At 42.0% G+C, this 13,595-nt stretch carries 9 protein-coding genes; 3 read left to right on the top strand and 6 right to left on the bottom strand.

The features are described from left to right. Positions 1–30: 30 nt before the first annotated feature. Together AC5FX4_RS19770 and AC5FX4_RS19775 are read right to left on the bottom strand one after the other, a co-directional pair. Complete coding sequence (locus AC5FX4_RS19770) at positions 31–1,044, bottom strand: hypothetical protein (RefSeq protein ID WP_493608135.1); 1,014 nt, start codon at positions 1,042–1,044, stop codon at positions 31–33. Positions 1,045–1,120: 76 nt separating this feature from the next. Further along, on the bottom strand, positions 1,121–2,491 hold the full coding sequence (locus AC5FX4_RS19775; protein ID WP_493608136.1) for a pyridoxal phosphate-dependent decarboxylase family protein: 1,371 nt from the start codon (positions 2,489–2,491) through the stop codon (positions 1,121–1,123). A gap of 98 nt (positions 2,492–2,589) precedes the next feature. Between AC5FX4_RS19775 and AC5FX4_RS19780 the strand changes: the two genes are divergently transcribed. Continuing rightward, complete coding sequence (locus AC5FX4_RS19780; protein WP_493608137.1) at positions 2,590–3,981, top strand: aminotransferase-like domain-containing protein; 1,392 nt, start codon at positions 2,590–2,592, stop codon at positions 3,979–3,981. 11 nt (positions 3,982–3,992) lie between these two features. Continuing rightward, positions 3,993–5,444, top strand: a complete 1,452-nt coding sequence (locus tag AC5FX4_RS19785; protein WP_493608138.1) for an MATE family efflux transporter — start codon at positions 3,993–3,995, stop codon at positions 5,442–5,444. 51 nt (positions 5,445–5,495) lie between these two features. On the opposite strand, the gene AC5FX4_RS19790 is transcribed toward AC5FX4_RS19785, so the two are convergent. Both AC5FX4_RS19790 and AC5FX4_RS19795 read right to left on the bottom strand, forming a co-directional pair. After that, a complete protein-coding gene (locus AC5FX4_RS19790) occupies positions 5,496–6,476 on the bottom strand; it encodes an LNS2 domain-containing protein (RefSeq protein WP_493608139.1) in 981 nt (326 codons plus the stop codon). A gap of 195 nt (positions 6,477–6,671) precedes the next feature. Next, positions 6,672–8,075, bottom strand: coding sequence for a hypothetical protein (locus AC5FX4_RS19795; RefSeq protein ID WP_493608140.1), 1,404 nt, complete (start codon positions 8,073–8,075; stop codon positions 6,672–6,674). Positions 8,076–8,244: 169 nt separating this feature from the next. Here AC5FX4_RS19795 and dgt point away from each other — a divergent pair, with 169 nt between their 5' ends. After that, positions 8,245–9,720 (top strand): dGTPase, encoded by a 1,476-nt coding sequence (gene dgt / locus AC5FX4_RS19800; RefSeq protein WP_493608141.1) that lies wholly within the window; start codon positions 8,245–8,247, stop codon positions 9,718–9,720. Between the two features lie 57 nt (positions 9,721–9,777). On the opposite strand, the gene AC5FX4_RS19805 is transcribed toward dgt, so the two are convergent. Both AC5FX4_RS19805 and AC5FX4_RS19810 read right to left on the bottom strand, forming a co-directional pair. Next, complete coding sequence (locus AC5FX4_RS19805; RefSeq protein ID WP_493608142.1) at positions 9,778–10,554, bottom strand: DUF3800 domain-containing protein; 777 nt, start codon at positions 10,552–10,554, stop codon at positions 9,778–9,780. Between the two features lie 8 nt (positions 10,555–10,562). Next, entirely contained in the window at positions 10,563–13,592 is a 3,030-nt protein-coding gene (locus AC5FX4_RS19810; protein WP_493608143.1) for a DEAD/DEAH box helicase family protein, read from the bottom strand. Positions 13,593–13,595 lie beyond the last annotated feature (3 nt).

Raw genomic sequence — 13,595 nt, forward strand, 5'->3', positions numbered from 1 at the left:
ATTAAGAAATTCTTATGCCAGATGGTATTTTCAATACCAGTCATAAAAGTCTTGTTCAAATGCAGAGTACGCGTTTTGCATTATTTCATATACTTCGTCGCTGCTGAGCAGCGTACAAGGCGCACTCTGCTCGTGTTTTAATACCTGACGCAAAGCATCAGTGCCTAGCCGATTGCTCAATAAAAAATGAACCCATGTCATACCACTAAAATACAAGTCTGCAGTGTCAACACTCCCCCACTGTGACTCAGAGTCGAGTAAGGCATAAATATCATAGGCCTGTGCTGCATGCTTCATTTTATCCAGTTTAATTAGCGGCGCTTCATTACTCGCATACTTGGCTCGAGACAGTACTTGCGCCAAACCTTCGTTTAACCACCGAGGTGTAACGCCAAGTAGCCTTAAATTCATGGCATGAACCGCTTCATGCACAGCAGTCGTCACGAGCTGCTCATCATTTTGATGTTCTACAAACGCCGAATTGCTGCCATGGAAATACACTCCTCTGCTATTTCGAGGGTCAAATCCATATCGCGATGAATAGTTTTCGTATGATGCCCTGTTTGGCAATACCACTAAATTAAAATACGTTTGCTTAATAGAATTCGGTCCAATCAATTGCGAATAGGCAGTAGTGACTGAGCGAAGCTGTTCAAAAAAGTGATTTAAGGTATTTTCGCTAATTCCTACATGATACATTTTTACATTAAGCCAACCATTCAGCACACGCTCGCTGCGCACAAAGTCTCCCCTTAGTCGGTTTAACCTTCGCTCAGCAAGCGCTTGCTGTTCATTGAAAAACGCATCTATATCACACTGATTGGCAAGTGTTTCCGGTTGCGGTTGCGGTTGCGGTTGCGGTTGCACATCATCAGATTCAGTTTTTTGGCTAACAACAGGTTCTACAGGCTTAATATGTTGAGTTTCTTTCTGATCAAAAATAAACCCATTGTTCTGAGCATAGTTTGTCAAGTGCCCACTGATCACAAGCAGTAAAATCAGTAGGATTGCAACCAACCACTTCTGTGCATTTCTCTTTGGCAAGTCATTCACCTATTCCTTGATAGCCGTTAAATTAAATTAGCACAAAATAGGCACAAAGCGATGAGTAATCGTCCTTCTAGCGGCAAAGCTGTGCCAAAACACTTATCGCGTGCTCCACATCGGTACTGGTCGTTGACCAATTGCTAAAGGCTGCGCGAATAATTTCTTCACCCTGCCAAAACCCTGGAGTCACAAACACTTGTAAGCTTTGATTGATGGCATGTCGACAATCACGTGTATTGCTAATAGGATGAGAGTCACTTGGTTTAAACAGCACCACATTGAGATCGCAAGGCTTCACCAGCTCATAAAATGGGCTTGAATCAATCCAAGCAGCCAACATCTGAGCATGAGCGATATTACTTTCGATGGCTTGCGCAATTCCCTCTTTGCCATAAAACATCAACGTAAACCACACGGGGAGTGCGCGAAAACGCCTTGAGTTTTCAATACCCAATGACATAAAGTCATCAGCTTCGCCGCTTTGCTCTAAATACGGCGCATCAACATGGCAAGTTTGCTTAAGTAATGGCTGGTGACGCGTCAAAAACACACCGCAATCATAGGGTACATTGAGCCACTTGTGGCAATCTAGTGTAATACTATCGGCATATTCCAAGCCTTTAGTCTTTCCTTCACTGCCTTTTAGCAGTCTTTCAAAAATACCAAATGCAGCATCCACATGAAGCCAAGCTTGGTGCTGTTTGCAAAGCGCTGAAATCGCGATCAAATCATCATAATCAGTCCCTGTTACCGTCGCCGCACTGGCAATCACAATGTTACTTTTTGCACGACTTGCTGACAATGCGCTTGCCAAGGCATCCACATCCATCGCCTCACTATGTGCGATACACGCAATTTGTTGCCAATTATTTTGACCAATGCCTGCCAGCCCCAAACTTTTGATCATACTCGCATGAGGACACGCGCTAAATACTTGTACGTCTAGTCCTTGCATCCCTTGTTTTGCAATATCAACCCCCTGTTGTAAGCCTGCAAACTGTCTTGCAACCAGCGCCCCCAGTAAATTCGCCGATGTCGCGCCAGTCGTAAACAAACCGCTAAACTGATCGGGCAAATAAAAAAGCTCGTTGAGCCATTTAACAGCCTGCCGTTCTATGTTCGATGCGATTGAATCTCCTCCTTTACTGACATTTTGGTTAAATGTGGTCACCAACCAATCTGCGTAAGTCGCGATGGGATTAGCCCCACCAGTAACAAAGCCCCAATACCTTGGACCATTACTGGCCGAGATCCCCGGTAGCAAATGTGTATCCACCAACGCATGAATCGCATCCAGCCCTTGCCCAGCGTTTGGTAGCGTAAAATCTGGTAACTTAGCTGTAGCGCAGATCACAGGTTGTTCATTTAGTTTGTTTCTAAACTTCTCAACATACTGACTCAGCGGCTTAATAAACTCATGGTGATTGTTGTTCTCAAATTTCATACGTCCTCTTAAATGTTTTCGTCAACAAACCTTACAACTAGTGTATGCTTGAACAAAATAGATAACAGATACAAAATTTAGATATATTTAGATAACAGATGCGTAAATTATCAACCTACCAACAACTTGCGAACGGGGTCATTGAGTCAATTCATACTGAGCTTTATCAAGTTGGCGATCCGCTGCCGTCTCTCAGAGCATTTATGCAGCTGCAACAAATTAGTATGACCACCGCATTAAACTGTTATCGATACTTAGAACAGCAAGGGTATGCGGTTGCAGAGCCTAAACGTGGGTACTTTGTTACAAAACCAAATCAAATCGTGCCGGCCCAAGCCTTTCCGCATTTTAAAGCCAAACCCACAACACTGAGTGGCGCAAAAAATCACACTCTTATCCCGAGACAATCTCTTGCAACCGCAGAGCTAGACAGCCAACTCATTGACCAAGCGCGAATTCAAAAGTGTTTGCAACAAGCCGTGAAAGACAGCGGTTTGGTTTTTGGCTATGCCGACATCAGGGGTGAACCAAGGTTACGCTCAGCGCTTTGCACTCATTTTTTAAAACAAGGCTTTGCACTGAATGAAGACGCGCTTGTGATCAGCAATGGTTGTTTAGATGCGGTTTGTTTGGCTTTGGAAGTGGTGAGTAAACCCGGCGATATTATTTTAGTCAGCTCACCTTGTTATTTGGGGCTTCTGGATTTGCTGCACACGCTTAATCGTAAAATCATCGAAATTCCCAGCACGCAAGCAGGGCTTGATCTCGTGCAATTTGAAAATGTACTCAAGGCGCATCCGGTAGCGGCTTGTATTTTGACTGCAAACCATCAAAACCCAACTGGGCACAGCCTAAGTTTGGAGCAAAAGCGCACGATTGCGGCACTAGCAAAGCAATATCAAACACCGATTATCGAGGATGATGTTTTTCGGGAACTTAGCCATAAAAAGACCATTCCTTTGCCCATTAAGCATTTCGATAAAGATGGCTGGGTGCTCTGGTGTGCCAGTGTTTCTAAGACTCTCGCAGCAGGCCTTCGACTCGGTTGGTGCGCCCCGGGTCGATTTTACGAAAAGTATCTAAAACAGCGTAAAGTGCGTACCTTAGGTGTGAATCAACCTATACAATTGGCGCTCGCATTGTATATTCAACGCGGCTATTACCAGCAACAACTCAGCAAAACCAATCGATTGTTGGGCGACAACTTAAGCTTTTATATCAGTTACCTACAGGAGAATTTACCAAAAGACTGTGTTATTTTTCAACCACAAGGTGGTTTAGTGTTATGGATAGATTTAGCGCTTTCAAATACCAACCAAATATGTCAATCACTTGATAAACAAGATGTTCATGTTCTTAGCGGTGAACAATTTTCCTCGACAGCGTTATACCACTCATGTATCCGTCTCAATATTGGCCTTCTCCCATCCGCCGCTATAGTCAAGCAACTCGAATTACTGGTTAATACCGTGAAACTTTTAAAAAAGTAGCAATATCAATCATGTCCAAACACATGATAAAAGGTACACTGCAAACTCAAAACAACAAATTAAGGGATCAAATGCAAGACCTCACCAAAGGACCTATTCACAAGTTAATTATTACGATGGCAGTACCCATTGCCGTAGGACTGTTGATACAAACGCTTTATTTTCTTGTCGATTTATATTTTGTTGGTGCTTTGGGTGAAACAGCACTGGCAGGTGTGAGCGCTGCTGGCAATTTATTTTTCTTTGTTATGGCCTTAACGCAAGTATTTAATGTTGGCTGCGCGACACTTGTTTCTCATGCCATTGGCCGAAAACAAACTCAAGAAGCCAACAATATTTACACGCACTCCGTGTATTACGGTTTAATTGCCACCATAGCCTGCTTTATATTTGGCTACCTATTTGGCCATCATTACTTTGATGCTATCGCGGCTAATGACGCAACTTATCAGGCTAGTATTGATTATTTTTACTGGTTTTTACCCTCACTGGCGTTGCAGTTTGTGCTCACCACAATAGCCGCATCTATGCGCGGTGCAGGGCTTGTAAAACCATTTATGATTATTCAGGTTGTCGCCATTTTGCTTAACACCTTACTATCACCATTATTGATCACGGGAGTGAGTGTACTGCCGCAAATGGGTGTGGGTGGTGCCGCATTGGCAAGCTCAATCTCAGCAGTATTTGCATTACTCTTAACACTCAACTATCTGCGCAAATCATTGCATACATTGCAAATAGTCACACCACATTTCAAAGGGAACTGGCATGTTTTAAAACAAATCCTAAAAATTGGCGTCCCAGCAGGGAGCGAGTTTATGTTGACCTTTTTATACATGGCGGTGATTTTCTGGGCCTTAAGCCAATTTGGTTCTGCCGAACAAGCTGGATTTGGGTTAGGTAGTCGAATTATGCAAGCCGCCTTTTTACCTGTTATGGCCATCGCGTTCGCGGCCCCAGCAATTGCCGGGCAAAATTACGCAGCCGGTAAAATAAAGCGCGTACATCAAACTTATAAGATCACCATGTACATGACTGTCACACTGATGTTTTTGATTTCGCTCCCTTGTATTTTATTGCCAGAATTATTCTTTATAGCGTTTACCAATGACGCAGATGTACTGAACGCCGCCACGACATTTTTAAGTTACATTGGTTTTAACTTTGTACCTGCGGGTGTTATTTTTTCAGCCGCCGCGATGTTTCAAGCATTTGGCAATACTTGGCCCGCATTGCTCGGCACATTTTTAAGGGTTGGCAGTTTTTGGGTGCTGTTAGCCTTTTTTATGAGTCAGCAAACATTGACCGTTACAACCATGTGGAGCATCTCCGTTGCTTCTTCGTTCTTTCAATGCATCGTTGTACTTGGGTTACTCCATATGACACTCAAACAGCGAATTTATAGCAAGGCGATAAAACATAAACCAGAGCCAACAAATGAGCGCGAAGTAAACCTCGCTTAGCGTATTCAAGTCAGCCCTTTTGGGCTGACTTAATATCTGCCAATAACCGGGTTACTCACATTGGGCCGAATCAAAATTATCAACGTATTGTGCAATATGATCAAAATAGCCATCACTTAAAATAGCGGTGGTGCCATAATGTCCTGCATCACTACCAATGGTGAAGCTGTTCTGTGCACCTAGCCCTGCTTTAATAAATGCTTCAGCATCAGTTTTAGCATTACCATAAGCCCTTACAATATTGAGGCCTTGTGCTTTAAATCTATTTATTTCCTCAATTTTGTATTCAGCCGTTCTGTACATGCTGGTTTCATTACTTAACGAGGTTCTCAAAACGCCTTCTGGTAGTCCCATCCAGTCCAACCAGCTACGTGTGCCTTTTGCATACCAGTAAACTCGTGCGGTTAAATATATTGGCTGATAGCCCAAATCCATATAACGACGAACCAAGCTATATGCACCATCACGCGCATCGGCACGATCAATCCCCGTATAATCCCCAATAACCTCAGCATCCGATACCGTCAGCGTGCCATCAATATCAAACAAAACTGCTGGTGTATTCGGGTCCACGACAGTGACAAATCCTTCTGTGCCTGAGCCATCCGCAGGTACGCCTGCATATACTCGGTACTGTCCTGCAGGTAACTCCGGAATTGTCACAAACGCTTTTCCATCGCTGTTGGTGACTTGCTGTGATAAAAATTGCCACTGAGTATCCTGCTCACCGCGAATATAAAAACGCACCGTTTCGTGCTCTAAATCTTTATGTGCCACCGCCCCATAATCAAATTTAGCGGTGAGCCTTGCCGTTTGCCCTGTCGCAACCACAACATCATGGATCATATGAAAACTGGGTAACCAAGTGATAAAACGGTTTAGCCCGTTACGATACCCAGAGTCAGGCAATTGAGGTTTTGGATAGTTGATTTCCATCCATGTTGGATCAGCACATTTAGGTAACGCAGAAGCGCCAAATGTAGAGAGTATTGCTAAAGTAGCAAGGGATTTTTTTAAGCTCGACGTTTTCATTTTTAATCCTTTGTATTTTTTGGAGTAAATACACTATAGATAAAAAATTAAACTTTTATTAACATAAAATGAAAAATCAGCATTTCATATTAGTGTCATATACTGAATAACAAAAAGGGATGAGTTGGCCATCAAGGAAGAGGAAACAAAGTGACACTGACATACATCAGTGCCACCAAAGTACAGGGAGAAAACTTACTTTTTCTTTGATTTAATCCACTGCAAGTAGTTGTTATAAATATGACTGACTTGCATTGTAGAGTCACCAGCGCTAATACCATGACACGCAAAACAGTTCTGTGGTTGAATTTGTGGATTTGTACCCGTAGTAGTACTAAACGTTTGGGTATAGGTTTCCATTGTCATGTTAGCAACGGCCAGTGAACCGCGAAGCGAGTCATTGGCATTCTTACCGACAATATTTCCGCTAATACCGTTACCAAAATTGTAACCTTGCGTACTCAGCCAAACAGAACCTGCATAATAGTAGTTGCTCCATACAGGGTTTGACTTTTCTAGCTTCGCATTTACCTCACCGTTTAATCGTGCAATGTTGTTAAAGTTAGTCACATCGCGTTCCTGTTGCTTAACTGGAGCACCTAAAGAAGGGTCTTGACTATTTGTATACGGATAGCCGTTTGGTACACCATACTGATACAAACGGAACGAATTAGTGACTTTTTCATCTGCAGGGTAACTTAAATGTGCATCTTGAACTTCAGTACCGCCGCGATAAAGCAAATATTGATGACTGTTACTTACCACTTTATCTTGCTCTAAATAAGCCGTGCTTTTTACAAATTCATCTCCTGATTGATAATAATCTGGCGCAGTGAGTTTATGTTCAAAAGTCGCCCAAACAAACTCAGGGTGATTCTCAACCACACCAACGACGTGCATGCCTATCATAGCAACTTGGCTCGGCTCGCTATATTTGTTGTCGGTTTTGTAGATTGCGTCTCGAATGTAAAATTGTGTTGATAGGTCAACGCCTTTGTACACCTCTTGTAACTCTTTAACATCAATCCAAGCAACCTTCATTTCAACCGAACCCACCGCAAACTCAGCACTTTTTGAAGCAACGGGGTGTTCAATTGCAGATTTCATAAACGTGTCATTCACGTGAATTGAGAAATGTACAGGTAAACCACCATACTTGCTGTAAATGATGGGGTCGCCAAAGCCCGCTTGGTTAAAATCTTCTAAAATCAAAGTCTGTGTTGGCTTTAATCCGGTTGGATTTAGTAGGTCGTTCCACGGCTCAAAGTAAGGCTTTAATGCGTTGTCGACTTGCCAAAAACCAGGCCCGAACATAAACATGTTACCCGGCGCTTTTTTATCCGTTTGGGTTAAGTATAAAAACTTATTCCACGACCATTGATGAAAATCACAATTGCTTGAGGTGTCTTTACCATTTTTAAAAGCAAATGGACTATCTGGCCCTTCTTTTGGGTTAGGCACTGGAGACGCAAACCAGCTTGGTTCAGCATTACATTTTTCGTTGCTATAAGCATTAGCCACAGATGTAAACGACAATGCTGCGATAGATAAAACACATAAACCAACAAGTGGCTTAGCGTTTAATGATGACGGTAACATGATTATTTCCTTTGTAACGTATACTCACCATCAAAATATAGAGTGTTTGTTTGCGATAGGTAAATTACAGTGCCTTACACAGCTAAAAAACACTCAAAACATCACATAAAATTTACAAGTGCATAGTTTGCCCATACAATGACCCAAAGGCCATAAAATAAGCAAGCCAATGGATTTTAAAATTAAAATAAACGGCAAAAGGCATTACGGGCAACGCCCTAACGCAAATATAAAAATGAGCTTTGAAAGTGATAGAGGCCGCATTATTAACAGTGCAGCCCTTCGAAGGCTGCAACAAAAAACACAAGTGTTTCCGCTGGAAAGAAATGCCGCTGTTCGCTCAAGGCTCACTCATTCTTTGGAAGTGCAGCAAAATGGCCGCTTTATCGCCCAAAAGATCATTAAAACACTCAAACAAGCCTACAAAGCACCAACGCTTTGTGAAGACCTAGCATCGGAGCTTGAAACCTTAGTCGAAATGGCGTGCTTGATGCACGATATTGGCAACCCAGCATTTGGTCACTTTGGCGAATCAGCAATTAACGACTGGTTTAGCCGCTACTTAAAACAGCACCGTACTTATGGTGAAAAAGCAATTGAAGCACTAGCGCAACAGCATGCAAGCTTTGATCACCAACTTATTTGGGACCTATGCCACTTTGAAGGCAACGCCCAAGCTATTCGTATTGTTCATACCTTGCTTAGCTTAAACCTGACTTACAGCCAAACCGCCAGCATTTTAAAATACACCCGTTGTGGCACTCATACTCGCCCACATGACGGAGACCCCAAAAGCTACCTGCAGAAAAAAGTAGGTTACTACTTTAGTGAGCAATCATTCGTACAACAAATGTGTGATGAGTTACAAATCGAGTTAGGCAATCGACATCCTGTTTCTTACATTATGGAAGCCGCTGATGATATATCCTACTGCTTAGCCGATATTGAAGACGCGGTAGAAAAGGGTTTTATCAGTGTCGATAAAATCATTGAAGTATTTGACCACGAATATCAAGCAGAGCTAACCAAGCTGCCAGATAGCGAGCAAGCCTATCAAGACTTTGTAGGGCAAAAATGCGTTGACGCCAAGAAACAAGCCAAAAAGAACCTCGCCAACTTTAATAATGAGTTTTTTATTTGGCTTAGAGTAAGCTTAGTTCACCCTTTGGTAGAGCACGCCACACAAAGATTTGTAAACAATCTAGAAGCCATTTACGAAGGCAGCTTTAACCACGCTTTGCTTGAAGATAAAAGCTACCAATTCGCCATTACCCAAGCCCTTAAAAATGTGGCATTCAAGTACGTATTTAATCACAAAGAAGTGGAGCAACTAGAACTACAAGGCTACAAAATCACCTCAGGGATTTTAAGCGAATACCAACGCCTACTTGATTTAAGCGCCGAACAGTTCGCCAGCGTCATAGATAAGAGCAATAAATACCCCGTTGAAGTACGCCTACTTAACCGTGTTTCAGGCCAATTTATTGCCGTATATCAGCAAGCTATTGAAAAACTCACTCACGAACAAACGCAAAACCCCATTTTTGAGTTTTATTACCGCTGCCGACTACTGCAAGACTTCGTCAGCGGCATGACCGATCAATTTGCGTATGATACATATAGAGCGTTGATGGTGGTGGATTGATATGGATAAAGCTAAAATTGTTTGAGGAATTGCAAAAGCTACGGACAATCACTAGCGTTATATAAATAAGCTTTCTTTTGTGACATATGGCACATTATTGTTCACATTAACCATCCTTGTTGCTGGGTACGCTCGATATTCTCTTTCAGGGAAGTGCCATATATTTATGGACGAATTAGGATAAGTGTCATAAAAAAGATGATCCCACCCCAAACATTCTGCCATCTTTCTAATAGCTAATAGTTTTCCAGAATGAATTTCTAATGAAGGGTTTACGTAGTGATTGTGGGATGAATTGATCGCACCAGTAAATAGGTCAGCTATCTGTATTAATAATTCACTTTTAGAATCGCACTTCCTAACACCTGTAACATTCCCTAACTTATGTTTAAGATTATGATTGGCGATCCTTTCAACTACTTCTGGGTGCTTACCATAGGAATCAGATTTATCATCGATCTTAGCTTCTATTGTCGAGTTTAATATCCGAGCGCAAAAAGTCATCAGCATTGTGTAACTTTTATAAAATGCTAACTCTTCATTCTTGTGCCAATTTTTATAATATTGCTTCCAAGTTACTTTGCATATGAAACTAACTGGTGACTTATTAATCAACAATGTTAAGTCTATTAAAAAGTTAATCATTCCATAACTTTTTTTGACACGCTGCCATTTTAACTCTCTATCACGAGGCAAATTATGCTTATCAATTAGGTGATTAACTTGCACTTCGAATTCTTTCACATAATCCTTAGGGACAAGCAGACATCCAATAGTAAAGCACTTATCTACCGAAGAAGTACCACTCTCATCCGCAAATAAGAGGTATTTCATTTCCTTTGTTAGTTGTAGTTCACTTTCAACCGCGCAAATGTTACAAACTCATCTCTGGCTTCCATTACTGCGTACTCTGGGTTTCTTGGTACCAACAAATAGCTTGCTTCACCTTGTGCATTAACCTGTTTTTTTACATCACGTAATAAAAATTGCTCATCGCCTGTTTCGTCAAACCGTTCTATAGCAATCGTTGTATTCGTGATCGAGCCTGCATTATCTGAAGTAATACGCTCTAGAAGCAGCAGATCACCGTCTAGAATTGGGTGCTTACCACCATTCATTGAATTGCCGCTGGCATGAGCCAAAAAGTGTTTAGTGGGGTCTACTTTGCCACTTCCTTCTGGCGCTGCTCGGTACTCTAGCTCACTTATGTCCGCATTCTTAAAGTGCCCACAGGCTATTTTTAGATTTGGAAAATACGGCAGCATAGTCACATCGACATCGTTGTGATTATTTTCAGTATTGCTTTCACTGTTAGGGGCGTGTGAAGTTTGGCCAAATAACGCGATATTCGATTGAGAAGCAGAAGCCAAAGGCTGATTGGATTTGTCCGTTTTAGCTTGCACAGATTTAGGCTTATATTTAGCCAAACGATAATCCACGAGCTCTTGTATACAGCTTTTTAGTAACTCAATATCCTGTTTTTTGACTGAGAAGTTTGCTTCAAATAGAGAATTTGTAAATGGCGTGCCATGTCCTGAAGAGGACTTAAACCAAGGCTTAGTCTTTTGCCCTTTTCTTTTTAGGTGAAGGTATGCACCAAGTGGGTTATCAAGCCAAAACCTAAACCACTTGGTATCATTGCCCGATTGAAACTGTCGTTTAGGATCTATATCACTTTGCCAAAGTTTGGGATTGCGCTGGAGTAAAGTGTATGACGCTTTTGCTAACTGGCCGCAGGTAAGCGATTTATTTAAGCCATCCAACTCAATAAAAGCCTTGAGTAAAATCATCTTAAAACACTTATCCATGCGTGTTAATTCAACCGCTTCAAGCAAAAAATCTTTATATGAAGAAAGCCAAGTTGAATTTATAGAGCGATGATGTTTATCTAAGCTAGGGCTGTTGCGATTTTGTAGCTCAGCTATCATCTCAAACCAACTACCGTGTTGCTGCTTTGGTTTATCTAAACTACCGTAGTGGTGATAGAACTCGCACGCTGTGGGGCCGTGCCCCATTAATTTAGCGAGTGCTTCATAGTCTTCTAAAGCGCTTGTTCTTAATTTCTTAGCCAGTTCATTCCAAAATTGTGCGCTTTGCAGATCGTAGGTGACATTACACCCCAGTGGGAGAACGGGCGCCTTAAGCTTACGCATCACGTCTTTTGCGCTATTCACTCCCAGCAAGGCCATCGGCTTGTTTAAGAAGCTATGATGATTACCAATAAAGTCCAATACAACTAAATGCGCCTTACCTGCGTGGACTCTGAGTCCACGTCCAAGTTGCTGCAAAAAGAGTATTTTAGATTGGCTAGGCCTGAGCATCATAACCGTATCTATACAGGGTAAATCGGTACCCTCATTAAACAAGTCAACGCAAAATAAAACCTTCACCTGTCCTTGCTGCAATTGTGTTAATGCATCATTGCGACGTACCTTAGAGCCACCATAAACAGCGAGAGACACAACGCCTTTTTCATTAAAATATTGCGCCATAAATTCAGCGTGCTTAATCGACATGCAAAACGCAAGTGTTCGAGTTTGAGCATGTTGTTGCCACTGCTCGTATGCATGCTTTGCTCTGCGCATAGTCACTAATTTATTTTCAAGCTTGGTTTCGTCAAACTTGCCATTGCGCCAAGGGATTGCTTTGTAGTCAACTTCTTCATCCCAAATGCCAAAGTAGTTAAAAGGCACCAATGTTTTCGAATCAATGCCGTGGACTAAATTACGCTCATAAACCAAATTGTTATCACATAAGCTCAATATGTCGGCTTGATCAGTCCGTTCTGGCGTTGCTGTTAACCCTAATAAGAATTTGGGGTTAAAGTAGTTGAGTAAATTTTGATATATACCACTGCAGGCATGATGAAACTCATCAACGACTATGTAGTCGAAGTGAGTTGCGCAAAATCGTTGTAAGTGAGTTAATTTGCCTATTGTTTGAATTGAAGCGAATAAGAAGTCTGCCTCTACTTCTTTTTTATCACCCTTATAGTACCCGACTTTGCCATCTAATAAGGTCGTAAACGTATTTAAGGCTTGTTGTAAAATTTCTTCTCTATGTGCTACAAACAGAACTCGCTTTGCGGCAAACTGCTGCACGTCAAACGCTGCTAGCCAAGTTTTACCCATACCGGTGGCGAGCACAACAAGGCCACGTTGATACCCTTGTTGTCTAGTTTCATTTAGCTTTTTGAGTGCTATAGCTTGGTCCTCGCGAGGCTTTGGTTGCTCAACTTGCTCATCTACAAATCCACTCCCGACCGCAACAAACGTTGGTTTTTTACGACGCTTTATATATTGGTCAATCCAGCAGTGGCTTAATTCATTAACTTGCGGATGCTCAAAAAGCGTTGAAAAAGCCTGATCAAATTGATGAAACGCATCAGTGTCTGACTTGGAACCATAAAAATCATGTCGAAAACACCACTCTAAGCCTGTTGTTAAAGCAGACTTACTCATGTTGTTTGAGCCTACAAATGCACTCCCCTCAAATGGTCTGCCGTTATCCATAGCACCTTTGATAAAGATGTAAGACTTCATATGGAAACTGTCTGTGCCCTGAGTTTCAAAAATGCGCACATCTGCGCCTTCTTCTTTTAACAGCATTAAATCCCTGAGGGCATTTGGGCAAGTAATGTGTAAGTAATCTGAAGTAAGTATTCTGACTTGGTTATTTGCTTCAAGCGCTTCATTAAGTGCACTTTTCAGCAGATTGAGTCCTGAGCGTTGAATAAACGACACTGTGATATTAATTGTATCCGCATGATTAATCGCATGCAGTAGCGCTGGTAACAGCGGGTCGGCACCACCTCGATAAAGCTGTTGTTGATTGCTAAGCTGCAAAGCGCTTCCTTGATCTATACGGCTCACAAA

This window comes from Pseudoalteromonas sp. ATL1 (assembly GCF_058933015.1).

Excerpts from the sequence above, each read along its gene's own strand:
- AC5FX4_RS19785 (WP_493608138.1), top strand. The coding sequence starts at position 3,993 with ATGTCCAAACACATGATAAAAGGTACACTGCAAACTCAAAACAACAAA.
- AC5FX4_RS19805 (WP_493608142.1), bottom strand. The coding sequence starts at position 10,554 with ATGAAATACCTCTTATTTGCGGATGAGAGTGGTACTTCTTCGGTAGAT.
- AC5FX4_RS19790 (WP_493608139.1), bottom strand. The coding sequence starts at position 6,476 with ATGAAAACGTCGAGCTTAAAAAAATCCCTTGCTACTTTAGCAATACTC.
- AC5FX4_RS19795 (WP_493608140.1), bottom strand. The coding sequence starts at position 8,075 with ATGTTACCGTCATCATTAAACGCTAAGCCACTTGTTGGTTTATGTGTT.
- AC5FX4_RS19775 (WP_493608136.1), bottom strand. The coding sequence starts at position 2,491 with ATGAAATTTGAGAACAACAATCACCATGAGTTTATTAAGCCGCTGAGT.
- dgt (WP_493608141.1), top strand. The coding sequence starts at position 8,245 with ATGGATTTTAAAATTAAAATAAACGGCAAAAGGCATTACGGGCAACGC.
- AC5FX4_RS19780 (WP_493608137.1), top strand. The coding sequence starts at position 2,590 with ATGCGTAAATTATCAACCTACCAACAACTTGCGAACGGGGTCATTGAG.